We start from the raw sequence: 25,873 nt of genomic DNA on the forward strand, positions 1-25,873 counted from the left end.
CTCGGCCTGAACGGGCGCGCCAACAGCGCGTGCCCCCGGCGGTCCTTCGGGCGGGCTATGCGCCTGAACGGGTGGCACATTCTTGGGCATTCTGCCCCTCGTTGAAGCCTTGCTTGATTGAAGCCTCTCCCGGTGCGCGCCATCGACCCCGGAAAGTGGTCGGGGTGGGTGAAAAGGTAAAAAAACTGTAATCAACGCAATACTTTGTGTTTCGAATATCAGATATTTTTAACATTTTTCCTGTTGCTTCCGACCGCCATCGGGGTATGCCTTCCCGCAATTGGCTCATTTTCACACTTTATTGTCGAGCTTGCTGCGGCTAGCCTGCTGTAAGTCTCGTCCTACATTCACGGTCTCGTTTCAGCCTTTGCGGTGCAACGAGGCTTGTAGGAATGCGCCTACAAACAATTTTCTGAAATCCGCAAACTTTGTGGTGCATGGAAGAAGGTTTGTGACGGTAAAACGAGCACGAAAGCTTCAAATGGGCCGTAGGAGTCTTCCTACAGCCTCGCATTTCGCCAATGTCAAAACCACCTTAATGCACGTAGGTGAATTCTTACAAATAGTGTGCGCCAGCACACACAGCTGCCGAGCTTGCGCGAGTCGCTTCACAGTACACCCGCCGCTGTAACAAGCGTGAATTTGCCGACTTGTTCTTTTTTTGTCAGGCCGGCCCCTGGCGCAGGAAGCGCCCACCTGCAAATTGAAGGATTCCTCATGCAAAGACGTGAATTTTCAAAGGCCGCCGTTGCGGCGGCCGCTCTCGGTGGCTTGGGCGTGGCCTCGGCCGGGCGCCCCATCAAGACGATCCCGGGCGGGACTACCACGCCCCCCCCACCAACGACCACGATTTCGGGCGTGCCCATGGGCACCAATCTTTCCGGCATGGAGTGGGCCAAGCCCGGTTTGCGCTTCGGCATGAGCACGGCACCCAACCTCAACTTCACCGTGCCGCGTGCGCAGGACGTCGCTTACCTGGCGGCCAATGGCTACGCCAAGAACCGCCTGCCCATCCAGTGGGAGTTGTTGCAGCCCATGCTGCCCGGTACCTCTGCCAATGCTGCAGCCATCGCTGCCATCGGCAGCCCGGGCGCATTTCATCCGGGTTACGAGTCTTACATCACCGGCGTCCTCGACGCACATGCGGCGGCCGGCACCAAATGCATCATTGACAACCACAACTACTGCCGCTATCAGGACTTCAAGTACCAGGTTGACGGCTCCGTGATTGGCCTGACGGTCCCGTCGGATCCGCTGATCAGGCCCTACACGACCGACAGCACGCAGGTGCGCACGCGGATTTTTGCACTGGCCGCAGGCGCCACGCTCACGCAAGCCCATTTCACGGATTTCTGGACACGTGTGGCGGCCAAGTGGGGCAGCCACCCCGGGTTTGGCGGCTACGGCCTGATGAACGAACCGCACGATATGCCCCAGCCGGGCGGCATCGTTGCGTGGAATGAAGAAGCCGTCAAAACCGCCGAAGACCTGACGATCTGGCCGGCCTTTGCGCAGGCCGCCATCAACGCGATTCGCACCATCGACGCTGGCAATCCCATCTATGTTGCCGGAAACCTGTGGGATTCGGCCATGTTCGTCGGAAGCAAAAATCCGGGTTTCCCGCTGATGGGCAGCAACCTCATCTACGAAGTCCACATGTACCTGGATGCATACAGCAATGGCGCTGCCTTTGACTATGACACCGAAGTGGCCAAGAACTACAGCGCGGGCTTTGGCGTGGGCTCCATCACGGAGTCGACTGGCGCCGACCGCATCAAGATTGCCACGGACTGGGCCAAGGCCAACGGTGTCAAGCTGGCGCTGACCGAAACCGGCATGCCGATCGATGACCTGCGGTGGCAGGCCATGTTCTCCAGGGCCGTGAGCTATGCGCGCGCAGCCGGTTGCGAAATCTACAGTTGGATGGGTGGCAACCACTGGCCCATCCGCAATTACGCGATTAACCATGTGCCGGGCTGGCACCAGAACAAGACGCTGGAGCCGTCGGTCTCGGGCCCGCTGAAGGCGTCCGCCGGGATCGCCAAAGCCGTGCTGTTTGACGACGGGCCGGGTTATGCGCTGGCGGGCACGCCCATCACGATCACGGTCTATGCCCGCGGGAATCTGGCGGCGCCCGTGAGCATTGGGGTGTCCTCGAACAACGGCGGCACGTTCAGCAAAACGGTGCTGACCATTCCCGCCGGCGCGAACGGCCAGGACACCTTCACCTACGTGCCCGAGTCCAACCGCATCGCGACGCTGACCTATACCAGCGATGGCCAGCTGTCAGGCCAGGTTCCGCCACAGCGCAAGATCTATTCGCTCAATGACCCGGTCGCCTATGCGGCCACCAGCCTGCCGGGCGCCGCGATGGCGATCCTGGCGAAATACAGCGCCGCCAAATGGGATCTCGCCGACGGGTACACCGACTACCTGCAGGGCGCTCCCGCCGCCGCCGGCGAGCCGGTGCGCGCCATCTCCGACTCCGGCTTTGGCTCCAGCGCCGGCAACGCCCTGGAAATGATCAACTGGGTCAACAAGGCCAATGGCGGCATGGGCACGATGTCGGTGCCCGTCATGCGCGTGACCAACGGCAAAAAGAACTCGGACCATGCGGTCTACAACACCTGGGGCTTCTGGTGCAAGAAGTCGCTCAAGATGCCCGGCATACAGCCCAATCCCAGGAACCGGGTGCCGTACAACCTGGAGGATTCGCACTTTGCCATCGCGGCGGTGAGCGTGCCCGGCCAGTACAACACCGGTGTGTTGTTTCAGGCGTCACAGGCCGAGGCCCGCTTCACGTCAGAGCTCAATTTCACCAACAGCTGCCCTGGCGCGAAATGGGTGGATGCCAACGGCCAGACTGTGCAACTGGCCGGCTCCACCAAGCTGCCCGTCAATGTGCCGTCCGTGGTGTCGTTCACCTGCGCGCCAGGGTCGCAAAAGCTGCGTGTGAACTCTGCCCTGGTGGCGGGCGCGAGCGCAAGTTTTTCGCCAAGCGCCTTCAACCAGATGCTGATCGGCTGGGGTTACCTCAGCTACTATCCGCGCGACGGCTTCCGGGGAAACATCTATGCCGTCATCAGCGGCAAAGGCGCGCCCACGGCGGAAGAGCTGGGTGTGCTGGAGAAATACCTGGCGAGCACCGCGGGCGTCGCGATATAAGCGCAGTGCCTCCAGCCGGGGGAGGGGGGCTGCCGCCGACTGGCAGGTGGTCTGGCGGCCCGCCCCTGGTGTGCGCAGTCCGATGCACTCTTCAATCGCTTGAGCTTTAGCTTTTACTCAGCAAGGCGTCCTTGAGCCTCCAGTCTGCGGGCTGCGGGCCCAGCCAGATGCGCATCAGGGCATTGAAAAATTCAATTTCCCTGAACGGCTCACCCTGCTGCTTGCCCTTGACGGTGAGCACGGTGCCGGTGCCGGGAATCCAGTCAATGGTGAAGTTTTCGCCGGGCAGCAGCTTTTTCTGGTCGGCAAAGATCTGGCCCATCCTGATCAGGCCCGGGATCAGCCTGGACATCTCGCCTTTTGGCGTGTTTTCTTCAAAGCCTTTGGTGAATGCCTTGCCAAGCTCGTTGGAATCAATCTCGCGCAGCAGCGTGATGCTCAGGCGCTTGGGGCCCGGTGCCGCGTACACCTCTTCCGGCGTGGCGGCCTTCTTGCCCAGGTACAGGCCCGCCACATACACCTTGAACACCGCCTTGTAGCGGACGCCGGCGCCATTGAGCTGGAGTTTCGTGCCATGCAGCTCCACCGGATCATCCAGTTTGACCCCCGAAATCTCCACCGGTGCGGCCAGCACGCCAAGTGACAGCATCAGCCCGGCCAGGCCGGTGATGCACTGCTTATACAAAGACAAAGGCAAAGACAAAGGCAAAGTCATGAAAGTCTCCAACGGGGTTAAATAGAACGATCGTTCTTTTTTTGTGAGGCTATTTTCAAGCCCGCGACGCGCTGGCGGCTATAGGGTTTGCCAGATGGATGGGGCTAGCTGCTGCTGATTAGGGGAGTCTGCCCATTTACCGGAATTTGCCGGACTCCACGAATTGCCACGATGGCCCTTTCGGTCGGGGTCTTCTTTGCTACACTTTGGGCTACATGTTCATTCATCGCATCATTCAAACAGGTTGTGCAGGCCGGGGAGCCTGGCCCTGGCGTACCTGTCATCTCGCGCACGCCTGAGGCGTACACGTGTCAGCCGTACCGCCTGACCGTGCATTTGCTGCAGTCCCTGCGCCCTCCTGAATTGATGCGCTCGTGCGCCACGCAACGAGCATCCCGGCCCCGGACTTCGGGGCGTTTTGAATGACAGGCGCAGGCGCCCACAACGCGCCGCCCTGATGAAGGACCCACTGTGATTACTGAACTCGAATTTAAAAGCCTGGCCAGCCAAGGCTACAACCGCATTCCGCTCATGCTGGAGGCGTTTGCCGATCTCGAAACCCCGCTTTCGCTCTACCTCAAGCTCGCCAATGCCAAAGACGGCGGCAAGTTCAGCTTTTTGCTGGAGTCGGTGGTGGGCGGCGAGCGTTTTGGCCGCTACAGCTTTATTGGCCTGCCCGCGCGCACGCTGATACGCTGCTCGGGCTTCGGGGCCGACATGCTCACCGAGGTGGTGAAGGACGGCCAGGTCATTGAAACCTCGCAAGACAATCCGCTGGACTTCATCAGTGACTACCAAAAGCGGTTCAAGGTCGCGCTCAGGCCCGGCCTGCCGCGCTTTTGCGGCGGGCTGGCCGGTTACTTTGGCTATGACACGGTGCGCTACATCGAGAAAAAACTCGAAGCCTCCTGCCCGCCGGACACGCTGGGCTGCCCCGACATCATGCTGCTGCAGTGCGAAGAACTGGCCGTGATCGACAACCTCTCGGGCAAGCTCTACCTGATCGTGTACGCGGACCCGGCCCAGCCCGAGGCTTATGCCAACGCCAAGAAACGCCTGCGCGAACTCAGGGAGCAGCTCAAATACTCCGTCAGCGCGCCGGTCGTCAAGCCCTCGCAGGGCTATCCGGCCGAGCGGGATTTTGCCAAGGCCGACTACATTGCCGCGGTGGAGCGCGCCAAGCGGCTGATCGAGGCCGGCGATTTCATGCAGGTGCAGGTCGGCCAGCGCATCAAGAAGCGCTACACCGAGTCGCCGCTCTCGCTGTACCGCGCGCTGCGCGCGCTCAACCCCTCGCCCTACATGTATTACTACCACTTCGGTGATTTCCATGTGGTGGGGGCGTCGCCCGAGATTCTGGTGCGGCAGGAGCAGGTTCCCCTGGCGGCGGCCGCCGCGAAGGGCCGCCCCGAGCAAGGCACGGCCCCCTCGGGGGGCAGCGCAGCACACGCAGTGGCAAGCGTGGGGGCCATGTTCGAGCAGAAAATCACCATCCGTCCGCTGGCCGGCACCCGTCCGCGCGCCTCCTCGCCCGAGGCCGACAAGGCGGTCGAGCAGGAGTTGGTCAATGACCCGAAAGAGCGCGCCGAGCACGTGATGCTGATCGACCTGGCGCGCAACGACATCGGCCGCATCGCCAAAACCGGCACTGTCAAGGTGACCGAAGCCTTTGCGGTCGAGCGCTACAGCCATGTGATGCACATCGTGAGCAACGTCGAAGGCGTGCTGCTCGATGGCATGACCAGCATGGATGTGCTCAAGGCGACCTTTCCGGCCGGCACGCTGACCGGCGCGCCCAAGGTGCACGCGATGGAACTGATCGACCAGCTGGAGCCCACCAAGCGCGGCCTGTATGGCGGCGCCTGCGGCTACCTCAGTTATGCGGGCGACATGGACGTGGCCATCGCGATCCGCACCGGCATCATCAAGGACCAGACCCTGTATGTGCAGGCTGCGGCCGGCGTGGTGGCCGACTCGGTCCCCGAGCTGGAATGGAAAGAAACCGAAGCCAAGGCGCGCGCGCTGCTGCGGGCTTCCGAACTGGTTGAGGAGGGTCTGGAATGAGCAAGATAACTGTCCAGCACTGCGACACCATGGCCGACGTGCGCCGGCACATCGATGCGCTCGATGACCGCATCGTGGCCCTGCTGGCCGAGCGCAGCGGCTATGTGGCCCAGGCCGCGCGCATCAAGCAGCGCTCGGACCAGGTCTACGACCAGGCGCGCATCGATTTCATCATCGACCGCGTGCGTGCGCAGGCCAGGCAGGCCGGCGCTCCCGAGGCCGTCATGGAGGCGACCTACCGCGCCATGATTGCCGCGTTTATCGAGTTTGAGCATGGCGAATTCGCGCGCCTGAAAGAAGGGGCAGGATCATGAAACTCCTGATGATCGACAACTACGACAGCTTCACCTACAACATCGTCCAGTACTTTGGTGAGCTGGGCGCCGAGGTTGAAGTCTTTCGCAACGACGAGATCACGCTGGAGGGCATCGCCGCGCGCGCGCCTGATCTCCTGGTGGTTTCGCCGGGGCCTTGCTCGCCGGCCGAGGCCGGCATTTCGGTGGCGGCGATCCAGCACTTCGCCGGCAAGCTGCCCATCCTGGGTGTCTGCCTGGGCCACCAGGCGATAGGCGCGGCCTTCGGCGGCAAGATCATCCGGGCCCAGCAGCTCATGCACGGCAAGACCAGCGTGATCACCACTACGCAAGAGGGTGTGTTTGCCGACCTGCCGGAGCAGTTTGTCGTGAATCGCTACCACTCGCTGGCCATTGAAAAGTCGTCCTGCCCGGACGTGCTGGCTGTCACTGCGTGGACGGACGACGGCGAGATCATGGGCGTGCGCCACAAGGAACTGCCTATTCAAGGCGTGCAGTTCCACCCCGAATCCATCCTGACCGAGCACGGCCATGCGATGCTGAAGAACTTCCTGGTGCAGCGGGCATGACCTCGTCAGCTATATATTTGATAGCTGTTAGTCCCCGTTCTAACTTGGCGAAAGGCTGAAATGACTGTTGATCTTCGCAGTGACACTGTCACTCAGCCCACCCCCGCCATGCGCGCAGCCATGCAGGCCGCGCCGCTGGGCGACGATGTGTTTGGCGACGACCCCAGCGTCAATGCGCTGCAGGAAAAAATTGCCGGCATGCTGGGCTTTGAAGCCGCGCTGTTCGTGCCCACCGGCACGCAAAGCAACCTCTGCGCGATTTTGAGCCACTGCCAGCGCGGCGACGAGTACCTCGTCGGCCAGATGGCGCACTGCTACCGCTGGGAAGGTGGCGGGGCCGCGGTGTTTGGCAGCGTGCAGCCACAGCCGCTGAACCACCAGCCCGACGGTACGCTGGCGCTGGCTGACATCGAAGCCGCCATCAAGCCCGACGACCCGCATTTTGCGCGTACCCGCCTGCTGGCACTGGAAAACACGCTGGGCGGCAAGCTGTTGCCTTTTGACTATCTGCAGCAGGCCACCGGGCTGGCGGAAAAGCACGGCCTGGCCCGTCACCTGGACGGCGCACGGCTGTTTAACGCCGCCGTGGCGCAAGCCGCGCTGACCGGCAGCGACGCCCAAACTGAAGCGCGCCGCATCGCGCGGTGTTTTGACAGCGTGTCGGTGTGTTTCAGCAAGGGGCTGGGTGCGCCCGTGGGCTCGGCGCTGTGCGGCTCGCGGGATTTCATTGCGCGGGCCCACCGCATCCGGAAGATGGCGGGCGGTGCGATGCGCCAGGCCGGCATGCTGGCGGCCGCGGCCAGCTACGCGCTGGACCATCACATTGAACGCCTGGCACAGGACCACGCGCTGGCCCGGCAACTGGCCAACGGCCTGGCGGGGATTGAGGGCTTGCAGGTGGAAGCGCCCGAGACCAATATCCTGTTTGTGGACTTGACCGGCGCGGCGCGGGACAAATCTGCAGCCCTGCTCAAGCACCTGCTTGATCACGGCATTCAGGCGACGGGCCTGTACCGGCTGCGCTTTGTCACGCATCTCGATGTAGACGCGGCAGGGGTGGACCGCGCGGTGGCGGCCATCCGTCAGTTTTTCAACGCATAAGGACGCTTTGCCATGCCTGACTTTCAGCACCTGTTGTTGTTCATCGCGGCCGGCTGGCTGCTGAACCTGACGCCGGGGCCCGATGTACTCTACATCGTGACGAATTCGCTGCGCTCCGGTGCCCGCGTGGGCGTGGTGGCCGGACTCGGCATCACGGCCGGCTGCTTCGTCCATATCTTCGCAGCGGCCCTGGGCGTGAGCGCGCTGCTCGCGACTTCGGCCACCGCGTTCACTGTGCTCAAGTACATCGGGGCGGCTTACCTGCTGTGGATGGGCATCAAGATTTTGCTGGCCAAGGCACCGCAGGCCGCGCCGGACTTGATCGCTGCGGCCGCCGCTGAGAAACCGCTCAGCCTGAAAGCGATTTTCCGGGGCGGCTTTCTGACCAACGTACTCAACCCCAAAGTGGCGATTTTCTTCCTGGCCTTTGTGCCGCAGTTCATTGCGCCGGATGCTGACAACAAGGCCCTGGCCTTTGTGCTGCTGGGCTTGCTGTTCAACCTCAACGCCATCCCGGTCAATTCGGGCTGGGCCCTGGCCGCCGCCTGGATGGCCCGGCGCGATGCCGTGCAGCGCGGCATGCACTGGCTGGACCGGGTCGCTGCCTGCATGTTCATCGGCTTTGGCCTGAAGCTGGCTTTGTCCGACAATCCGAGCAAGTAAGGAGACCCTCATGCCGCACACCCACAAAATCACCCCGCAGGAAGCCCTGCAACGCACCATCGAGCACCGCGAGATCTTTCACGACGAGATGCTGCACATCATGCGGCTGATCATGAGCGGCGAGATGTCGCCGGTCATGATGGCGGCGCTGATCACCGGCCTGCGCGTCAAGAAGGAAACCATCGGTGAGATCACGGCCGCCGCGCAGGTGATGCGCGAGTTTTCGACCAAGGTCAATGTGGCCGACAAGACCCATCTGGTGGACATCGTCGGCACGGGTGGCGACGGCTCGCACACCTTCAACATCTCGACCTGTTCCATGTTTGTGGCGGCGGCGGCGGGCGCCAAGGTCAGCAAGCATGGCGGGCGCAGCGTCAGCAGCAAGTCGGGCAGTGCCGATGTCATGGAATCCCTGGGCATCAATATCAACCTGTCGCCCGAAGCGATTGCCCGCTGCATTGAAGAAGCCGGCGTGGGTTTCATGTTTGCTCCCAACCACCACCCGGCCATGAAAAACGTCGCGCCCATCCGCAAGGAGCTGGGCGTGCGCACCATTTTCAACATCCTCGGGCCGCTCACCAACCCGGCCAGCGCCCCGAACATCCTGATGGGCGTGTTCCACCCCGACCTGGTGGGCATCCAGATCCGTGCGCTGCAGCGCCTGGGCGCCGAGCATGCGCTGGTGGTGTATGGCAAGGACGGCATGGACGAGGTCAGCCTGGGTGCCGCCACCATCGTGGGGGAGCTGAAAAACGGCGAGATCACCGAATACGAAATCCACCCCGAGGACTTCGGCATGACCATGGCCAGCAACCGCGCGCTGCGGGTGGAAACGCCCGAGCAGTCCAAAGCCATGCTGCTGGGCGTGCTCGACAACCAGCCCGGCGCGGCGCGCGACATTGTCATTCTCAATGCCGGGGCAGCGCTGTACGCGGCCAATGTGGCTTCCTCGATGCAGGAAGGCATCGTCAAGGCGCGTGCCGCCATCGAATCTGGCGCGGCCAAAGCCAAACTGGCGCAGCTGGTGGCGGCAAGCAACCGCGGTGCATAAGCCTCAGTGAATCAGCCGCGCGCCGTCACACGGGCATCACCCGGCGCAAAGTACACACCCACGGCGGCCCCGGGTTCGGGGGCGGCCAGCAAGGCATCGCTAAACACCAGCAACTCGCCAAGCGGCGTGGCCACCAGGCTTTCGATGCGGCTGCCCAGGTAGGCCTGGCGCAGCAGGGTGCCCCGGAGCACGCCGTCGGCGACCGCGCCCAGGCGGATGCGGTGCGGCCGTATCGCCAGGGCCACCGGGCCGTCGGGTATGTCTGCCGGAGGCAGCACGGGCACTTCAACATTCTCCGCACGAAAAACCCGCTGGCCGCCTGCGCTGGTCAGTTCCCCATCGATCAGGTTGGCGTCGCCAATGAAGTCCGCCACAAAACGTGTGGCCGGTGATTCATACAGCTCGCGCGGGCTGCCGATGGTGATGATGCGGCCTTTTTCCATCACCACAATCCGGTCGGACACGGCCAGCGCTTCTTCCTGGTCGTGGGTGACATAGACCACGGTCAGGTTCAGGTTCTGCTGCAAATCGCGGATGTCCTGGCGCACCTTGCGGCGCAGCTTCGCATCCAGGTTGGACAGCGGTTCGTCGAACATCAGCACGGCCGGCTCCAGCACCAGTGAGCGGGCCACCGCCACGCGCTGCTGCTGCCCGCCGGAAAGCTCCGATGACAGCCGTGCGCCTAGGTCGGCGATGCCCAGCAGCTCCATTTTGGCCAGCGCCAGCTCAATCGCCTGCGCCTTCTTCATGCCCGAGGCCAGCAGGCCGTAGCACACGTTTTCCAGCGAGCTCATGTGCGGGAACAGCGCATACGACTGAAACACCAGGCTGACATCGCGCTGGTTGGCCGAGCTGCCGGTGACGTTGCGTCCATTGATGCGGATGATGCCTTCCGAAGGGAGCTCCAGCCCGGCAATCAGGCGCAGCAGCGTGGTCTTGCCGCAGCCCGACGGCCCCAGCAAGGTCACGAGCTCGCCTTTGGCAATGGTCAGGTCCAGCGGGTGCAGGGCCACGACCTTGCCAAAACGCTTGACGACCTGCTTGAACTCCACCGCGGTGGATGACTGGGCCATGGTTGTTGTTCCTGTAACTGGGGCCTGCGCCCCTTTAAGCGTTACCACTCAAGCTGCTATCAGCGGCCGCCGACCCAGTTCGGCGCTGCCCACGAAACGCTGGATCATCAGCACACAGGCCAGCATGATGGCCATCAGCACCGACGAGTAGGCGATGGCCAGCGCGTATTCCCCGATCTCCACGCGGCCCGCAATATAGACGGTTGCCATGTTGTGTCTGGCCGTCGCCAGAAAAATCACCGCGCTGACCGCCGTGATGGCATGGGTAAAGCTGAACACCAGGCTGGCGATGATGGCCGGACGCAACAAGGGCAGGATGACGCGCAAAAACGTGCGCGAGGTACTGGCACGCAGGGTGGCCGATGCCTCGTCCAGCGAGCGGTCCAGCTGCGACAGGGCCGCCACCGTGGCCCGCACACCGACGGGCATGTTGCGAAAGGTCAGGCACAGCACGATGATGGCAAAGGTGCCGGTGAACTCCAGCGGGGGGACGTTGAAGGCCACGATGTAGGCCACGCCGATCACTGTGCCCGGCACGGCGAAATTCACCATCGTGAGGAATTCAAAGGTGCGCCTGCCCTTGAACGCATGGCGGCTCACCACATAGCCGGCCAGCACGCCCAGCGCCGTGGTCACCGGCGCGGCCACGGCCGCCACGCCCAGCGTGGTGAACAGGCTGTCCCACGCAGAACCCGTAAAGACCAGGCCGCGCACGCCCCAGTCGATGCCAAAGCCGGTCGCAAAGTGCGCGAGCGAGGGCGTGAGGTCAAAGCGGCCAATGTCTTTCACCACTCCGCCCAGCAAAATAATGCCGTAGCAAACCACGGTGAGCACAGTCCAGGGCAGCACCAGCGCAATCGCGCCCCATTTCACACCTGTGGGCAGCGCCGCAGGAAAACCGCTGTCACCTTTGCCACCTACCGAGGTGTAGGACGCGTTGCCGAGCCAGCGCTGCTGCAGCGCGAACACGGCCACGGTCAGCAGCAGCAGCGTGAGCGCCAGAATCGCCGCGCGTGAGGCATCGTGCTGCGCGCCGGCGATGGCAAAGAAAATCTTGGTGGACAACACTTCGAAGTTGCCCGACAGCACCAGTGGGTTGGCGAAGTCCGCCAGGCTTTCGACAAAGCCGAGCAGGAAGGCGTTGGCAATCGCCGGGCGCACCAGCGGCCAGGTCACGGTGCGAAACACATGCCAGCGCGAGCCGCGCAGCACCTGCCCGGCTTCTTCCAGCGTCGGGCTCACCAGCCGCAGCGCTCCGCTGATGAGCAAAAAAGCCAGCGGCGTAAAACAGATCACCTGCGCCAGCAGCACACCCGGCAGCCCGTAGATCCAGCGTGAGCGTGGCACATCGAACCAGTCGCTCAGCAGTTGCGTGGCGATGCCGGTGCGGCCAAACAGGATGATGATGGCCAGGCCAATGACAAAAGGCGGCGTGACGACCGGCAGGATGGACAGCACGCGCAGCCCGGCTTGAAAGCGGCGCCCGCCGCGCTCGGCCAGCAAGGCCAGCGCAAAGCCGAAAAAAGTGCTGCCGAGCCCGGCCAGAATCGCCAGCACCATCGAGTTGATGGCCACACCGCAGCGCACGTTGCCGGCGATGCAGCCCGCCCCCCACACGTCGTCGCTGAAGAACCGCGCCATTGCGTTCTGCACCACCCACTGCCCTTTGTTGTCGATGAAGGCCGCCAGCAGCATGCGGCCGATGGGGTACACCACAAAAATGAGCAGCAGCAGCGAGACCACGCAGACGGTGGCCGAGATGGTGGAGTCGCTCTTGAAGGCACCGGCCCGCGTGGCAACCCAGCTGGCCAGGCCGGCCAGCAGGCAGCCTACGGCCACGTAGCCGGAGGCCAGGGTCCAGGGCATCAACAGAAAGGCGGTACCGGTGGCGAGCACGGCCAGCAGCCAGCCATAGGGGTCGGCAAAGGTTTTCGGTTTTGCCGCAGGAGGGAGAACAAGGGTGTTCAAGGGCAGCGTTTCATGGGGGCATCAATCATTGCGATGGATTGACCGGGTTTATTTGGGCAAGGCCCCGACTTCCTTGTCCCATTTGGTCAGCAGGCGTGAGCGTTCGGCCGACGCGCCGTACTTGGCAAAGTTGTAGTCGATCAGTTTGATGTCCGTCAGCTTGGGCGCCTGGGGCGGCAAGGCCGCATTTTTGTGGGACGGCACCTGGTAGGAGTGGGCCGCGCCGCCAATTGCCTGGGCTTCCGGTGTCAGTGCCCAGTCGTACCACTTCTTGGCGTTTTCCATGTTTTTGGCGCCCTTGATGATGCTCATGCTGCCGATTTCGTAGCCGGTGCCTTCGCACGGTGCCACCACCTTCACCGGCGCGCCGGCCACGGCATTGGTCACCGCGTCATGCAGAAAGGTGATGCCGACGATGCTCTCGCCGGTGGCGGCGGCACGCGCTGGTGCGGCGCCCGACTTGGTGTACTGGTTGATGTTGCGGTGCAAGGCTTTCATGTAGTCAAAAGCTTTGTCTTCGCCCATGATTTGCACCAGCGTGGCCAGCATGGTGTAAGACGTTCCCGAGGAATTGGGATTGGCTACCTGCACCTCGCCCTTGAATTCGGGCTTGATCAGGTCGGCCCAGCACTTGGGCTCGGGCAGTTTGCGTTTGGCCAGCTCGACGGTGTTGAAGCTGTAGCCGAGCGCACCGGCGTAAACGCCCACGGTGCGGTATTTGGCGGCTTCGGCCTGGCGCACGGCCCAGGGGTGCAGGTCGGCCAGCTTGGGCGAACGGTAGGCTTCGGTCAGGCCTTCTTCTGCCGCCTGCAGGTGCGGGTCACCGGTGCCGCCCCACCAGATGTCGCCGCGCGGGTTGGCGGCTTCGGCCTTGATCTGGGCATAGGTTTCGCCGGAGCTCTTGCGTGTCATGGACACCTTGATGCCGGAGGCCTTCTCGAAGGCTGCGACCATGGGCCGGCACCACTCTTCCTGCACATTGCAATACACCACCAGTTCGTCCGCCGCATGGGCGCCTGGGGTGGTGAAAAAGCCGACGGCCATCGCAGCCAGTGCCAATGATTTTAATCCGGAAGTTTTCATGGTTTTGCCTCTTTATCGTTCGAAGGGACACGTCTGTCACCCACACCAGGTGATGAACGCAGGTTAACAAGCATCACTTCAAGTCGATGCCCGTTAAAACGCTTAGTTCGGCCGCCAGCCGCTGGTTGGTGGCCAGTACCGGATTGCCCTGGCTCAGCGCCTCCGGCGTCCAGAAGTCATTGACGCGGCCACCGGCTTCTTCGACCAGCAGCAGGCCGGCGGCCACGTCCCAGGCATTGATGTGCGCCTCGGCATAGGCCTCGCTGCGCCCCGCCGCCACATAGGCCAGGCCCAGGGCGCCGGAGCCGGCCCGGCGCACCGAGCAACCGGCTTCCATGCCGCGCAGAACCAGTGCCAGGTAGGGCGCGGCGGGCAGCCGGGCTGACCAGCCAATTTCCATCGTGGCGGCCGGCAGTTCCGCCAGCTCGCTCACATGCATGCGTTCGCCGTTGCACCATGCGCCCTGGCCGCGCTGGGCGATGAACAGCTCATCGTGCATGGGTTCATAAATCGCACCGGCTTCAAGCCGCCCCTCGACCAGCAGGCCCAGGGAAATGCAGAAGTGCGGAATTTGGCGCGCGAAATTCGCCGTGCCATCGATCGGGTCAACAATCCAGAGCCGCTGGGCGTTCACTGCGCCGCCATCTTCTTCGCCGAGCACAGCATCGCCGGGAAAGCGCCGCTCGATTTCGGCGCGTACAAAACGCTCGACCGCCCCGTCGGTCACGGTCAGGTAGTCCTGCCGGCCTTTGAGCGAGTAGGCGGGTTTGTCGGGGTCGTTGAAGGCGTCGCGCATCATGCTGCCGGCGGCACGGGCAATTTCTTCAATGGCTTGGGTCAGTGTGTTCATGGCTAGTGGTTCAAAGGTTTATTTCGCCAGCATCCATTCGTGCGCCGGGTCGTTTTTGAACACCCAGAGGCGGTGCGGGCCGGCCATCACGTTGAGGTAATAAAGATCGTAGCCATGGGGTGCCACCACCGGGTGGTAGCCGCGCGGCACCATCACCACGTCATGGTTTTCCACGGCGCAGGCCTCGTCCAGGCTGCGGTCGTCGGTGTACACCCGCTGAAACGCAAAACCCTGCGGCGGGTTGAGCCGGTGGTAATAGGTTTCTTCCAGTTGAGTTTCGGTGGGCGGCGTCTCGCTGTCATGTTTGTGCGGCGGGTAACTCGATGAGTGCCCGGCCGGGGTGATGACTTCCACCACCAGCAGATGGTCGGCGGTCGGGTCGTCGTGCGGCAGGATGTCGCAGATGTAGCGGGTGTTGCTGCCGGTGCCGCGCACACTGCGCCGCATGCCGGCCGGATCGATCACGCGGACTTGACGGGCAGCAGGCCCTTGATCGGCCTGGGCGCCGACTGGCGCGGTACACAGGGCAATTTCGGCATCGCGCACGGCCCGCACAGTAACGGACTGCCCGCCAGGCACATAAACGGCTGCGGGGGAGATCTGGTCAAACACGCTGTCGCGCGTGCCCAGATGGCTGAAGGTTTGCGCCTGCACCGTTACATCGACAGTGCCCGTCAGCACCACCAGGCATAACTCGCGCGCGCCCGTGGTCAGCGTTTCGGTTTCGCCGGCTTTCAGGCGCAGCGCCCGAAAGCCGACATAGGTCCAGCCCGCGCATTCCGGCGTGATGTTCACAATCTCGCGGCCCTGGGCGGCGGCTTTGACAAGAAGGGGGCTGACCATCTCAGGCCCCTCGCGCCAGGTTGAGGCGGTCCACGATGGCGCGCAGTGTCTGGTAGCCCTTTTGGGCGTAGGCGTAGCTGGGCGCGACGGCCGGGTCCTGCTCGGCCTCAACCACCAGCCAGCCCTGGTAGCCTGCCTGATGCAGGGTGGACAGCAGGGCGTCGTAATCGATCACGCCGTCTCCCGGCACCGTGAACGTGCCATAAAGCACCCCGCTCAGGAAGCTCCAGCCGTCGTTGCGCGCCTGCGCGATGACCTCGGGGCGCACGTCCTTGCAATGCACATGCACCACACGCGCCACGTGTTTCTTCAGCAGTTCGTTGGGGTCGGTGGCGCCCCCGAAATAGGCATGACCGGTGTCGTACAACAGGCCCACCTTGTCCGCATCGGTCAGCGCCATCAGGCGGTCCACGTCGTCGGGCGACTCCACGTAGGCACCCATGTGGTGGTGGTAGGCCAGCGTGATGCCATACGTGGCTTGCAGGTGCGCACCAAAGGCATTGAGGCGCGCGGCGTAAGCCTTCCACAGCGCTTCACTGGCAAAACGCGGCCGCCTGGCCAGCGGGGTGTCCATGTCGCCCTGGATGGTGCCGGCGCATTCGCCGTACACCACCACCCGGGCGTTGTTGTACTGCAGCTTGGCCATGTGGGCCTGGCAACGCTGGATCTCGGCGTCCAGCGTGTCCTCGGCCAGAAAACCGCTGTACCAGCCCGACACGCAGGCCAGGCCGAACGCGTCGAGCGTGGCCTTCAGTGCGGCCCCCTCCTGGGGGAACTTGTTGCCCAGCTCGAAACCTTCGTAGCCAATCTCCCTGCCCTCGGCCAGCGCGGTTTCCAGCGGGGTCTCACCGCCCAGCGAAGGCAGGTCGTCGTTCATCCAGCTCAAGGGGTTGATACCGATGCGTACATTCCAGTTCATGGGGCAGGTCCTGGTTGCTCAGTCATGATCAGGGGCGTTGGTCTTTTTTGGCCACCAGGTAGCGGGCGTGTGCGGCCAGCACCTCGTGCCGTTCGGAGATCTCGGGGATCGCCACCTCCCACCAGCAACCACCATCGTCGGTGGTTCGCGTGTGCGTGGTGTCGATCACGATGACTTGGGTGCTGCGGGCGGCACGCGCCTCTGTCATGGCGGTTTTGAGCGCCGCCAGGTTGGCCACATGCACAGCGCCTGCGCCCAGGCTGCGCGCGTGCAGGGCGAAGTCGATGGCGGGTGCTGCGGCGCCTTGGGCGCCGCAATCGGCCAGCAGGTTGTTGAAGCCGGCGCCGCCCGATGCGGCCTGCAGGCGCTGGATGCAACCGTAACCGCGGTTGTCCAGCACCACGATGATGAGTTTGCAGCCCAGCATGACGGAGGTGGCGATTTCGGAGTTCAGCATCAGGTAGGAGCCGTCGCCTACCATCACGATGACCTCTTGCTGCGGCCTTGCCATCTTCACGCCCAGCCCGCCGGCGATCTCGTAGCCCATGCAGGAGTAGCCGTATTCCACGTGGTAGTTGCCCGGTTGCGCGGCACGCCACAGCTTGTGCAGCTCGGCCGGCAGGGTGCCTGCCGCGCAGACCACGATGTCATGCTGGTCGCTGTCGGCTGCCGAATCGCGCACCGCGCCGATCACGTCAGCGTCATAGGGCAGCGCGCCGGTTTTTTCGGGGTCGGGGTCTGCCGTCGTCAGCGCGGTGACGCGCTCACGCCATTGCTGCGCCAGTGCGGTGGCGCGCTGGGTCCAGGCGGCTTCGGCCTGCCAATCGGCCAGGGTGGCGGACAACTGATGCAAACCGGTGCGGGCATCGGCCAGCAGCGCCGTGCCATGCCATTTGCCGGCATCCAGGCCCTGCACATTCAGGTTCAGTAGCCTGGCGTTCGCAAACAGGCTGTGCGAGCCGGTGGTGAAATCCTGCAGCCGCGCGCCAATGGCCAGCACCACATCCGCCTGGCTGGCCAGCGCATTGGCGGCGGGCGAGCCGGTCACGCCAATGGCGCCCAGGTTTAAGGGGTGGTCCCACGCAAGGCTGCTTTTGCCGGCTTGTGTTTCGGCCACCGGAATGCCGTGCGCCTGGGCGAAGTCGCGCAGTGCGTCCCAAGCCTGGCTGTAGAGCACGCCGCCACCGGCCACGATCATCGGCTGCCGGGCACTGCGCAGCAGCGCGCCGGCCTGTGCCAGCTCATGCGCATCGGCGGGCGGGCGGCGTACCTGGATGACGGCGGGCCGCAGGAAATCCTCGGGGCAATCGAAGGCGTGGGTTTGCACGTCCTGCGGCAAGGCCAGGCACACCGGACCGCAAGCGGCAGGGTCGGTCATGACCCGGATGGCGCGTGGCAGGGCGGTGAGAATCTGCTCGGCCCGCGTGATGCGGTCGAAATACCGGGTCACGGGCCGAAACGCATCGTTCACGCTCACGTCGCCTTGCTGGAAGTCCTCCAGCTGCTGCAGCACCGGGTCAGGCGCGCGGGACGCGAAGGTGTCGCCCGGCAGCAGCAGCACGGGCAGGCGGTTCACATGGGCCAGGGCCGCCGCGGTCAGCAAATTGGTGGCACCCGGGCCGATGGAGGTGGTGACCGCCATGATGCGCTGGCGAAACTGTGCCTTGCTGTAGGCAATGGCCGCATGGGCCATTGCCTGCTCGTTGTGCGCGCGGTGGGTGGGCAGTGTTGCCCTCTCGGCCCACAGCGCTTCGCCCAGGCCGGCCACATTGCCATGCCCGAAGATGGAAAAAACACCACCGCAGTAGGGCTGCAGCGTGCCATCGTCCTTTCTGATCTGGAGCGCGGCCAGGTGCTTGATGAGCGCCTGCGCCATGGTGAGGCGTTGGGTTTTCATGAGGTTGTTGCCTGTGCCGGGGCGCTGCGGGCGCGCCACGCATCCACCAGTAGCCCGAAATTCCCGGCTACCTCGTCGACCAGGGCGGCATCGTCAAGGCTGTTCTGCAACCAGCGCAGTGAGGCCGAGGCCCACAGAGACCTGCCCACCATAAAACCCTTGACGACCGGGTGCGTGGCCTGGCGAAAGCTCTCGGCCAGTTCGTGCAGCGGCTGGTTCAGGCCCAAAATGACGGCGCCGCGGCATTGCGGGTCGCGCGCGGCAATCAGGCTTGCCAACGCAGACCAGCCGGTTTCACGCATCGCCGTCAGTTTCCACCATTCAGGCTGGATGCCCAGGTTGTACAGGCGCCGGATGGCGCGCAGCACCACCGCGTCTTCGGCGCCGGCCTGTGTCAGCGCGCCCGGGCAGAGGATTTCGAGCAGCAGTTCGTGGCCGCTTTCGCGTGTCGCTTCCCACAACTCGCGCAGCTTGAGCTCCTGCTCCAGCCGCAACTCGTGCGCATCGTCGGGGTGGTAATGCACCAGGCATTTCACCACCTGCTCGGACGGCCAGTGGTGCAGGACGCTGCCGATGGACCAGGTGCCGTCAAACCGCAAGGGCCGTGACCCAGGCAACTCGACCGGACGGCCGACCCACCAGCCACGGCCGGTGGCGCTGGCCAGTGCGTCGGCCCCGTAGCTGCCGCCATCGATCAGCACGCCGCCCTGGCCTTGCAGCTGGCGGCTGTCCGCGCCCTTGTCAAAGGCCTGAACCAGCAGTTTCTTGAGCACGGGAATGCGCGCCTCGCTGGCCCCGGCCGCGCGGGCCATGTCGAAAAACTGGCTGCGATGGTCAAATGCCATGACGTTGAGTTCGCGCCAGTCGGCGCGGGCCGCGGTGGTCCGGTGCAGGTGCGCCAATTGCATATCGGCATCCACCCTGGGCTTGCGGCTGCCGCTGAACCAGTGCTGCAGCTCGGCCGGGGTCGGCATGGCGGGCGCGCAGGCGTGGCGCGACACCACGATGGCGCCACAGGCATTGGCCAGACGGGCCGCTTCCTCGAAGCCCTGGTCGCGCAAAAGGCCGGTCATCAGGCCGGCGGCGAAGGCATCGCCTGCGCCCAGCACATTCATCACCTCGATGCGTTCGCCCTGTACGGTGAGCGCGCCACTGATATGAGAAGGCACCTCGGCCGGAATAAAACAGCATCCGGCGGCGCCCAGCTTGACGACCAAGGCGGCGGCGGTGACGGCCCGCACGGCCCGCAAGGAAGCCAGCAGATCATCGGGGACACCGCCGGCGATCAGAAACTCTTCCTCGGTGCCGATCAGCACATCGAAGGCCGGCAACAGCGCCTGCAACTGGGCCGTGACGCCGGCGTCGGCCACAAAGCGCGTGGCGCCCTCGCCGCGCGCGGTCAGCCCCCACAATACCGGCCGGTAGTCAATGTCCAGCACCCGCAGCACGCCGTGTTTTTGGGCAAAACCCAGTGCGGTGGTCGAGGCGGCACGTACCGCCGGCGCGCTCAGATGGGTGCCGGTGATCAGCAGGGCGCGGCACTGGGCGATGAAGGGCTCGTCGATGGCCGCCGCATCCAGCGCCATGTCGGCGCAGTTTTCACGGTAGAACAGCAGCGGAAAAGTATCCCGGTCTTTCAGGCCCAGCAAGACCAGGCCGGTCAGGCGCTGCGGGTCAATCTGGACTTGCGAGATGTCGCAGCCCTCCCGCTGCAGAGTCTCCGTCAAAAACCGTCCCATCTGCTCGTTGCCCACGCGCGAGATCATGGCGGCGCGCAAACCCAGGCGCGCCACGCCAAAAGCGATGTTGGCGGAGCTGCCGCCCAGGTATTTGGCAAAACTGGAAACATCCTCCAGGCGTGCCCCCACTTGCTGCGCGTACAGGTCAACCGCCAGCCGCCCCAGGCAGGCCAAATCGTAGCGGCGACCTTCAGGTGCAATGAGCGTGTTCATGATCGGCGCGGCGTGGATGTTGCATGGTTGCGCTCGATTCTAGGAGTCGGAGAATAAATTGCATTGGTAGAAACTATTAGAATATATTTTCCATTTTGCTTTCCTGGCGATTCTCGTCATTCCCCATGAACAAGCCTGTTGCCGCATCCAGTCCGTCGACTCCCCTGGCACCGCAAGACAGCGCGGATCAGTTGCTCAAGCGCGTCACCGCTGAATTTGAAACATTAAGTCGGCAGCTCAAGCTGATCGCGCGCCACATCGAGCAGCATCGCGACCACATCGGCCTGGAACGCATTCAGGACGTGGCACGGCGCTGCGGCGTCCAGCCTTCCGCCGTCATCCGGTTTGCCAAACATTTCGGCTTTTCGGGCTACACCGAAATGCAAAAGATTTTTCGTGACGGCATCGTCAAACAGATTGCGCCGAACCGCGACTACCAGGGCCGCATCCGCAGCCTGATCGAGGCCGCCCAGGGTCAGTTGTCCAGCGCTGACATTGCGCACGAGTTCATTGGCGGCAGCATTGCGGGGATGCAGGCGCTCCAGCGCGACCTGCACAGCACCGTGTTTGATGAGGCGGTGGCCTTGCTGGCGGACACGCCCACGATCTGGGTTGTCGGCACGCGCCGCTCTTTCCCGGTGGCCTCCTACCTGACCTATGCGCTGCAGCACGCCGACAAACGCGTGGAGTTGCTGTCCGGGCTGGGCGGCATGAACGAGGGGCAGATGCGCGGCCTTGCACCGGGCGACGTGATGATTGTCGTGAGTTTTGCGCCTTATGCCGAAGAGTCGCTGCAATGTGCTCGTGTCGCGGTGGCGCGCGGCGCGCGGCTGATCGCGATCACGGACAGCCAGATGAGCCCGGCGGCGGCCCTGGCCGCCACCACCTTGGTGGTGCACGAAAGCAGCACCTTTGGTTTTCGCTCCCTCACCAATACGATGTGCCTGGCGCAAAGCCTGTTTATTGCGCTGGCGTACCGGGCCGAACTGCTTTATGCGCCGTCGGACGCCGCCACGGCAGTCGACAGGTAAGCCATGCTGCTGGCGAGGCGCTGTTCAATATCCGCTGCCGTCGTGATGCCGGCCGCGAACGGTTCAAACGACGCATAAGCGCGGTAACCGGCCCCCAGCAACGTGCGCAGCTGGGCGATATTGCCCAGACGGTCGGCTGGGCCTGGCAGCACCCGGTGCTCGTCGCGCATCCGGGACACGTCGAGCGAGCGGTCTTCCACGCCAGAGAGGTGGATCAGCCCGGTCAACTCGGGAAAGTACAGTCCTTCACCTGCAAGGTGGTGGTGAAACGTGTCGTGCACCAGCGCAAAGGTGTTGTCGCCGCCGACTTCCCCGATCGCGCGTACGGCTTGTGACTTGCGGCGCAGGGCACATTCCTCGAAGCCGAGCGGTTCCACCAGACCGGTGAGGCCATGGTCTGACAGCAGGGGCTGCAGTTTGCGCAGCGCATGCACCAGATCGGCATGGCGTTGCTCTGCGCTGCGCCGGTCGTTTCGGCTGTTGGTCGGGCATAACACCAGCGCCTGGGCACCAGAGTCGACCGCGTAACGCATCAGCGCCAGGGCCTGCGCCTCGCGGGCGTCGTCGTATTGCTCGAAACGCTGCAAGGCGTTGATCGAGAGTATGGTGAGCCCGTGGGCCGAGGCCGCCGCGGCGATTTCGTGTGCCGGTGTCTCATCGGCCAGCTCAATGCCGGGCAGGTCGTTGCGAATTTCAATGGCCTGCACGCCCAGGCGTTGCACCATCGCCGCAAAAGCGGCAAAGGGCAGCGCCCTGGCACTGATGCGGTTGACGGCGAGCTGGAGTTTCTGGGTCATGGGCTGCGCGTTGGACAAGACGATGCCAAGTGAAAGAACGGGACTCAGGTCGGCTTATCGAAATAAAACTTTCAATATCAAATGCGGTGGAATTTTGTTTCCAAAATTTGACGGGGCCAGTATAGTTCAGCCATGAAAAATGTCGCCATTTTTGGTGCCGGCCGAATCGGCCGCATCCACTCGTCCAACCTGGCCGCGTTGCCGGGTGTCCGACTCAAGTATGTCTGTGACCCGATGGGCGCAGCTGCTGCCGAACTGGCGCAGCAACATGGCGCGCAAGTGGCCACCTCTGACGCGGTGTTCGCCGACCCGTCCATCGACGTGGTGGCCATCGCTTCCTCCACCGACACCCACAGCGACCTGATCACCCGCGCCGCCCAGGCCGGCAAACACATCTTCTGCGAAAAACCGGTAGATCTGTCGGTGGCCCGTGCACAGGCTTGCGCCGATGCCGTGCAGGCGGCGGGCGTGGCCTGCATGATTGGTTTTCAGCGCCGCTTCGACCCCACCTTTAATGAGGCACGCAGCCGCATGGACCGGGGCGACATCGGCAATCCGGAGATGCTGGTCGTCACCAGCCGCGACCCCGGCGCGCCGCCGGCCAACTACCTGAAGGCCTCGGGCGGGATTTTTCGGGACATGCTGATTCACGATTTCGACATCTTTCGCTGGATACTGTGCGCTGATGGCGACGAGGCCGACACCCTGCATGCCACAGGTTCCTGCCTGATCGACCCAGAAATTGCCCTCATCGGCGACATCGACTGCGCGGCCGTCACCATCCGCACCCAAAAAGGCCGCCTGGCACAGATCAACACCTCGCGCCGCGCTGCTTACGGCTACGACCAGCGCTTTGAAGTGCTGGGCTCCACCGGCATGCTGCAGTGCGGCAACCACAGGCCCAGTGAGGTCGTGCAATCGGATGCCCATGGCGTGCGGTCCGACACCCCTGAGAACTTCTTCCTGCAACGCTACCGCGAGGCCTATCGACTGGAACTGGCGCATTTTTTTGAGTGCCTGCAATCCGGCGCCGCGTTTCGCACCACGGTGGCTGATGGCGTGGCGGCGCAAAAACTCGCCGATGCGGCGGCCCAGTCCCTGCGCAGCGGGCAAGTGGTTCGCATGGGCTGAGCCTGGCCCCGGCACGGACGCCGGTGCGCATCTGCAACAATAAGCCAATGTCTGACATCCTGAACCAAATCATTGCCGTCAAGCGCGAAGAAATCGCGGAAGCCATCAAACGCAAGCCGCTGGCCGTGATGCGTGAAGACGCCGAATCGCGTGTGCTCACGCGGGACTTTGTCGGCGCGCTGCGCGCCAAAATCTCGGCGGGCAAGCCGGCGGTGATTGCCGAAGTCAAAAAGGCCAGCCCGTCCAAGGGCGTGCTGCGGGCCGACTTCATTCCGGCCGACATTGCGCAAAGCTATGCGGAGCATGGCGCGGCCTGCCTGTCCGTGCTCACCGACCGGCAGTTTTTCCAGGGCAGTGTGGACTACCTGAAACAGGCCCGGGCCTCGTGCGCCCTGCCGGTGCTGCGCAAGGACTTCATGGTCGACGCCTACCAGGTGTATGAGGCGCGTGTGATGGGGGCCGATTGCATTTTGCTGATTGCCGCCTGCCTGGACGACGCGCAGATGAAGGCGCTGGAGGCGCTGGCCTTCTCGCTGGACATGGCGGTGCTGGTCGAAGTGCACGACGAGGCCGAGCTGGAGCGGGCGCTGAAGCTCAGGACGCCGCTGATCGGCATCAACAACCGCAACCTCAAGACCTTTGAGGTCTCGCTGGACACGACCCTGGGCCTGCTTGGCAAAGTGCCGGCAGACCGCCTGCTGGTCACGGAATCCGGCATTTCCACCCCGGCCGACGTCAAGCGCCTGCGTGAGGCCAAGGTCAACGCCTTCCTGGTCGGTGAGGCTTTCATGCGGGCAGACGACCCGGGTGTCGCCCTGGCGCAGCTTTTTGGCGAGGAATAGTTCCGGCCATGAACGACCTGTTCCTGGACAGTGCGTCAGCCGCGGGCGCGGCGGACCACCTGACCAGCGCAGACCCGTCGGCCTGGCCGGTAGCGCCCGGTTGGGCGGCTGTCACGGCAGAGTTTTTTTCCAGCCCGACCGGCCAGAAACTGCTGGATTTTCTGCGTGGCCGGCTGGCGGACGGCGCCGTGATCTTCCCCCCCCCGCCACTGCGCGCGCTGGAACTCACTTCGCCGGAGCAGGTGCGCGTGGTCATCCTCGGCCAGGATCCCTATCACGGCCGCGGCCAGGCGGAAGGGTTGGCCTTTTCAGTGGCGCCAGGCGTGCCCCTGCCACCGTCATTACGCAATATCTTCAAGGAGCTGCAGCGCGACTTGGGCACGCCACCGCCAGCGTTTCCGGTGCCCGGCGGCAGCCTGGTGCGTTGGGCGACTGACGGCGTGCTGCTGCTCAACACCTGCCTGACGGTCGAGGAGGGCTTGCCGGCCAGCCATGCCGGGCGCGGCTGGGAGGTCTTGACGGATGCGGTGATCCGGCAGGTTTCGCAGGGCGACCATCCGGTGGTGTTCATGCTGTGGGGGGCGCATGCCCAAAGCAAGCGTGCGCTGATCGACGTCGACCGGCACAAGGTGCTGGTGGCCAACCACCCGTCACCGTTGTCGGCGCTGCGGCCGCCCCTGCCTTTTATCGGCTGCGGGCATTTTTCGCAGGCGCGCGAGTGGCGGGACAAGAGCCAGCAGTCCTGAAAACCGCCCGGCCGGCTACGGCCACTCGCGGATGGGGTTTTATAAGTTAGTGCACACTGTCTGTTGGACGTTCTGACCTTCGTCAACCTGCATCGCCGTGGTCGTTTGAGGGAGCGTGGGCGCTGTTGGCCCGCGACCTGCAGGCGCTTGCGAAGGTGGGGCGGTCTATGCTTTTTAAAGGTTTTTGCAGTCACCCGGCATTCCCGATGACATAAAACCGTGGCATAATCCGAGGTTCGCTTAATGGATGGGTGCCCGAGTGGCTAAAGGGGGCAGACTGTAAATCTGTTGGCTAACGCCTACGCTGGTTCGAATCCAGCCTCATCCACCAGATTTTTGTTGATTTTGGGTAAGCGGCCGATGCAGGGCGGTGCTGTAAAGCAGGCTTTGTGTTGTGGAATTTGTTGCAAGTTGCTTGAGTTGTTGAGTGCGAGTCGATTTGGCAGAGCTGCGCGGGAGTAGTTCAATGGTAGAACCCTAGCCTTCCAAGCTAATGACGCGGGTTCGATTCCCGTCTCCCGCTCCATAAAGCTTTTTATGGTTCTGCAGGTCGGTTTTGCGGCAAGTTGTAGCAAGTTGCAGTGATGGATGGATTGAATTCAGCCCTTTTGGCTCAGTGGTAGAGCACTCCCTTGGTAAGGGAGAGGTCGCGGGTCCGATTCCCGCAAAGGGCACCACATTTTTGAGCTGGCGCGGCGCGCTGTGTGCTGTTGCCGGTCGTAGTAGTAACTGGTTTTGTAACTTTTCGGAGTTGAAAATGGCAAAAGGCAAATTTGAGCGGACCAAGCCGCACGTCAACGTCGGCACGATTGGCCACGTGGACCATGGCAAGACGACCCTGACGGCGGCGATCACGACCGTGCTGGCATCCAAGTTCGGCGGCGAAGCCAAAGGTTACGACCAGATTGACGCGGCTCCCGAAGAAAAGGCCCGCGGCATCACCATCAACACCGCCCACGTCGAGTACGAGACGGCCAACCGCCACTACGCCCACGTCGACTGCCCCGGCCACGCCGACTACGTCAAAAACATGATCACCGGCGCGGCCCAGATGGACGGCGCCATTTTGGTGTGCTCCGCCGCTGACGGCCCCATGCCC

General features: G+C 63.6%; 22 protein-coding genes and 3 tRNA genes. 15 read left to right on the forward strand and 10 right to left on the reverse strand.

The window, feature by feature from the left end; translation table 11 throughout:
- Window positions 1-717 precede the first annotated feature (717 nt).
- Entirely contained in the window at window positions 718-3,165 is a 2,448-nt protein-coding gene (locus AC1DUR_RS21310) for a glycoside hydrolase family 5 protein (RefSeq protein ID WP_477722122.1), read from the forward strand.
- A gap of 106 nt (window positions 3,166-3,271) precedes the next feature.
- Here AC1DUR_RS21310 and AC1DUR_RS21315 read toward each other — a convergent pair whose 3' ends face one another.
- On the reverse strand, window positions 3,272-3,880 hold the full coding sequence (locus AC1DUR_RS21315) for a chalcone isomerase family protein (protein ID WP_477722123.1): 609 nt from the start codon (window positions 3,878-3,880) through the stop codon (window positions 3,272-3,274).
- Window positions 3,881-4,351: 471 nt separating this feature from the next.
- Here AC1DUR_RS21315 and AC1DUR_RS21320 point away from each other — a divergent pair, with 471 nt between their 5' ends.
- The 6 genes from AC1DUR_RS21320 to trpD are packed head-to-tail and all read left to right on the forward strand — an operon-like array spanning window position 4,352 to window position 9,642.
- Window positions 4,352-5,944 (forward strand): anthranilate synthase component I family protein, encoded by a 1,593-nt coding sequence (locus AC1DUR_RS21320; protein ID WP_477722124.1) that lies wholly within the window; start codon window positions 4,352-4,354, stop codon window positions 5,942-5,944.
- Window positions 5,941-6,258, forward strand: coding sequence for a chorismate mutase (locus AC1DUR_RS21325; RefSeq protein WP_477716215.1), 318 nt, complete (start codon window positions 5,941-5,943; stop codon window positions 6,256-6,258). Before AC1DUR_RS21320 ends, AC1DUR_RS21325 begins: the two co-directional genes overlap by 4 nt.
- Entirely contained in the window at window positions 6,255-6,827 is a 573-nt protein-coding gene (locus AC1DUR_RS21330) for an aminodeoxychorismate/anthranilate synthase component II (protein WP_477716214.1), read from the forward strand. The genes AC1DUR_RS21325 and AC1DUR_RS21330 overlap by 4 nt, the downstream gene beginning before the upstream one ends.
- A 60-nt stretch (window positions 6,828-6,887) precedes the next feature.
- Window positions 6,888-7,928 (forward strand): low-specificity L-threonine aldolase, encoded by a 1,041-nt coding sequence (gene ltaE / locus AC1DUR_RS21335; RefSeq protein WP_477722125.1) that lies wholly within the window; start codon window positions 6,888-6,890, stop codon window positions 7,926-7,928.
- A 12-nt stretch (window positions 7,929-7,940) separates the two neighbouring features.
- Window positions 7,941-8,591 (forward strand): LysE family translocator, encoded by a 651-nt coding sequence (locus AC1DUR_RS21340; protein ID WP_477716212.1) that lies wholly within the window; start codon window positions 7,941-7,943, stop codon window positions 8,589-8,591.
- Between the two features lie 10 nt (window positions 8,592-8,601).
- Window positions 8,602-9,642: an anthranilate phosphoribosyltransferase gene (trpD, locus tag AC1DUR_RS21345; RefSeq protein ID WP_477716211.1), complete on the forward strand. Its 1,041-nt coding sequence runs from the start codon at window positions 8,602-8,604 to the stop codon at window positions 9,640-9,642.
- Window positions 9,643-9,653: 11 nt separating this feature from the next.
- On the opposite strand, the gene AC1DUR_RS21350 is transcribed toward trpD, so the two are convergent.
- The 8 genes from AC1DUR_RS21350 to AC1DUR_RS21385 all read right to left on the reverse strand — a co-directional run bounded on the left by AC1DUR_RS21350 (window position 9,654) and on the right by AC1DUR_RS21385 (window position 20,227).
- Entirely contained in the window at window positions 9,654-10,715 is a 1,062-nt protein-coding gene (locus AC1DUR_RS21350) for an ABC transporter ATP-binding protein (RefSeq protein WP_477722126.1), read from the reverse strand.
- 48 nt (window positions 10,716-10,763) lie between these two features.
- On the reverse strand, window positions 10,764-12,683 hold the full coding sequence (locus AC1DUR_RS21355) for an ABC transporter permease (RefSeq protein ID WP_477722127.1): 1,920 nt from the start codon (window positions 12,681-12,683) through the stop codon (window positions 10,764-10,766).
- Between the two features lie 48 nt (window positions 12,684-12,731).
- Complete coding sequence (locus AC1DUR_RS21360) at window positions 12,732-13,766, reverse strand: ABC transporter substrate-binding protein (protein ID WP_477716208.1); 1,035 nt, start codon at window positions 13,764-13,766, stop codon at window positions 12,732-12,734.
- A 73-nt stretch (window positions 13,767-13,839) separates the two neighbouring features.
- Window positions 13,840-14,616 (reverse strand): inositol monophosphatase family protein, encoded by a 777-nt coding sequence (locus AC1DUR_RS21365; RefSeq protein WP_477716207.1) that lies wholly within the window; start codon window positions 14,614-14,616, stop codon window positions 13,840-13,842.
- Window positions 14,617-14,634: 18 nt separating this feature from the next.
- Entirely contained in the window at window positions 14,635-15,459 is an 825-nt protein-coding gene (gene iolB, locus AC1DUR_RS21370; protein ID WP_477716206.1) for a 5-deoxy-glucuronate isomerase, read from the reverse strand.
- Window position 15,460: 1 nt separating this feature from the next.
- Window positions 15,461-16,378 carry a myo-inosose-2 dehydratase gene (iolE, locus tag AC1DUR_RS21375; RefSeq protein WP_477722128.1) on the reverse strand — a complete coding sequence of 306 codons (918 nt, stop codon included), beginning with the start codon at window positions 16,376-16,378 and terminating at the stop codon, window positions 15,461-15,463.
- A 28-nt stretch (window positions 16,379-16,406) separates the two neighbouring features.
- Complete coding sequence (gene iolD / locus AC1DUR_RS21380; protein WP_477722129.1) at window positions 16,407-18,275, reverse strand: 3D-(3,5/4)-trihydroxycyclohexane-1,2-dione acylhydrolase (decyclizing); 1,869 nt, start codon at window positions 18,273-18,275, stop codon at window positions 16,407-16,409.
- The gene (locus AC1DUR_RS21385; protein ID WP_477722130.1) at window positions 18,272-20,227 is read right to left on the reverse strand and encodes a bifunctional 5-dehydro-2-deoxygluconokinase/5-dehydro-2-deoxyphosphogluconate aldolase; all 1,956 of its coding nucleotides are present in this window, start codon (window positions 20,225-20,227) and stop codon (window positions 18,272-18,274) included. Before AC1DUR_RS21385 ends, iolD begins: the two co-directional genes overlap by 4 nt.
- A gap of 125 nt (window positions 20,228-20,352) precedes the next feature.
- Here AC1DUR_RS21385 and AC1DUR_RS21390 point away from each other — a divergent pair, with 125 nt between their 5' ends.
- Window positions 20,353-21,258 carry a MurR/RpiR family transcriptional regulator gene (locus tag AC1DUR_RS21390; protein ID WP_477722131.1) on the forward strand — a complete coding sequence of 302 codons (906 nt, stop codon included), beginning with the start codon at window positions 20,353-20,355 and terminating at the stop codon, window positions 21,256-21,258.
- Here AC1DUR_RS21390 and AC1DUR_RS21395 read toward each other — a convergent pair.
- Window positions 21,219-22,055 carry a TIM barrel protein gene (locus tag AC1DUR_RS21395; RefSeq protein WP_477722132.1) on the reverse strand — a complete coding sequence of 279 codons (837 nt, stop codon included), beginning with the start codon at window positions 22,053-22,055 and terminating at the stop codon, window positions 21,219-21,221. The two genes, AC1DUR_RS21390 and AC1DUR_RS21395, sit on opposite strands and share 40 nt — an antisense overlap.
- A 132-nt stretch (window positions 22,056-22,187) precedes the next feature.
- On the opposite strand from AC1DUR_RS21395, the gene iolG reads away from it, so the two are divergent.
- The 7 genes from iolG to AC1DUR_RS21430 all read left to right on the forward strand — a co-directional run.
- Window positions 22,188-23,186: an inositol 2-dehydrogenase gene (iolG, locus tag AC1DUR_RS21400; RefSeq protein WP_477722133.1), complete on the forward strand. Its 999-nt coding sequence runs from the start codon at window positions 22,188-22,190 to the stop codon at window positions 23,184-23,186.
- A gap of 47 nt (window positions 23,187-23,233) precedes the next feature.
- Window positions 23,234-24,028, forward strand: coding sequence for an indole-3-glycerol phosphate synthase TrpC (gene trpC / locus AC1DUR_RS21405; RefSeq protein ID WP_477716199.1), 795 nt, complete (start codon window positions 23,234-23,236; stop codon window positions 24,026-24,028).
- 8 nt (window positions 24,029-24,036) lie between these two features.
- Window positions 24,037-24,774 carry a uracil-DNA glycosylase gene (locus tag AC1DUR_RS21410; protein WP_477722134.1) on the forward strand — a complete coding sequence of 246 codons (738 nt, stop codon included), beginning with the start codon at window positions 24,037-24,039 and terminating at the stop codon, window positions 24,772-24,774.
- 245 nt (window positions 24,775-25,019) lie between these two features.
- Window positions 25,020-25,105, forward strand: a tRNA-Tyr gene (locus AC1DUR_RS21415).
- Between the two features lie 121 nt (window positions 25,106-25,226).
- Window positions 25,227-25,300: transfer RNA gene (locus tag AC1DUR_RS21420), tRNA-Gly, on the forward strand.
- A 76-nt stretch (window positions 25,301-25,376) separates the two neighbouring features.
- Window positions 25,377-25,451, forward strand: a tRNA-Thr gene (locus AC1DUR_RS21425).
- Window positions 25,452-25,531: 80 nt separating this feature from the next.
- Window positions 25,532-25,873, forward strand: a 342-nt coding sequence (locus AC1DUR_RS21430) for a GTP-binding protein (protein ID WP_477722135.1), incomplete at its 3' end; no start/stop codon positions are given.

This window comes from Polaromonas sp. P4_F4 (assembly GCF_056401355.1).

Coding starts and splice junctions, on each gene's coding strand:
- AC1DUR_RS21310 (WP_477722122.1), top strand. CDS start 718: ATGCAAAGACGTGAATTTTCAAAGGCCGCCGTTGCGGCGGCCGCTCTC.
- AC1DUR_RS21315 (WP_477722123.1), bottom strand. CDS start 3,880: ATGACTTTGCCTTTGTCTTTGCCTTTGTCTTTGTATAAGCAGTGCATC.
- AC1DUR_RS21325 (WP_477716215.1), top strand. CDS start 5,941: ATGAGCAAGATAACTGTCCAGCACTGCGACACCATGGCCGACGTGCGC.
- AC1DUR_RS21330 (WP_477716214.1), top strand. CDS start 6,255: ATGAAACTCCTGATGATCGACAACTACGACAGCTTCACCTACAACATC.
- ltaE (WP_477722125.1), top strand. CDS start 6,888: ATGACTGTTGATCTTCGCAGTGACACTGTCACTCAGCCCACCCCCGCC.
- AC1DUR_RS21340 (WP_477716212.1), top strand. CDS start 7,941: ATGCCTGACTTTCAGCACCTGTTGTTGTTCATCGCGGCCGGCTGGCTG.
- trpD (WP_477716211.1), top strand. CDS start 8,602: ATGCCGCACACCCACAAAATCACCCCGCAGGAAGCCCTGCAACGCACC.
- AC1DUR_RS21350 (WP_477722126.1), bottom strand. CDS start 10,715: ATGGCCCAGTCATCCACCGCGGTGGAGTTCAAGCAGGTCGTCAAGCGT.
- AC1DUR_RS21360 (WP_477716208.1), bottom strand. CDS start 13,766: ATGAAAACTTCCGGATTAAAATCATTGGCACTGGCTGCGATGGCCGTC.
- AC1DUR_RS21365 (WP_477716207.1), bottom strand. CDS start 14,616: ATGAACACACTGACCCAAGCCATTGAAGAAATTGCCCGTGCCGCCGGC.
- iolB (WP_477716206.1), bottom strand. CDS start 15,459: ATGGTCAGCCCCCTTCTTGTCAAAGCCGCCGCCCAGGGCCGCGAGATT.
- iolE (WP_477722128.1), bottom strand. CDS start 16,378: ATGAACTGGAATGTACGCATCGGTATCAACCCCTTGAGCTGGATGAAC.
- iolD (WP_477722129.1), bottom strand. CDS start 18,275: ATGAAAACCCAACGCCTCACCATGGCGCAGGCGCTCATCAAGCACCTG.
- AC1DUR_RS21385 (WP_477722130.1), bottom strand. CDS start 20,227: ATGAACACGCTCATTGCACCTGAAGGTCGCCGCTACGATTTGGCCTGC.
- AC1DUR_RS21390 (WP_477722131.1), top strand. CDS start 20,353: ATGAACAAGCCTGTTGCCGCATCCAGTCCGTCGACTCCCCTGGCACCG.
- AC1DUR_RS21395 (WP_477722132.1), bottom strand. CDS start 22,055: ATGACCCAGAAACTCCAGCTCGCCGTCAACCGCATCAGTGCCAGGGCG.
- iolG (WP_477722133.1), top strand. CDS start 22,188: ATGAAAAATGTCGCCATTTTTGGTGCCGGCCGAATCGGCCGCATCCAC.
- trpC (WP_477716199.1), top strand. CDS start 23,234: ATGTCTGACATCCTGAACCAAATCATTGCCGTCAAGCGCGAAGAAATC.
- AC1DUR_RS21410 (WP_477722134.1), top strand. CDS start 24,037: ATGAACGACCTGTTCCTGGACAGTGCGTCAGCCGCGGGCGCGGCGGAC.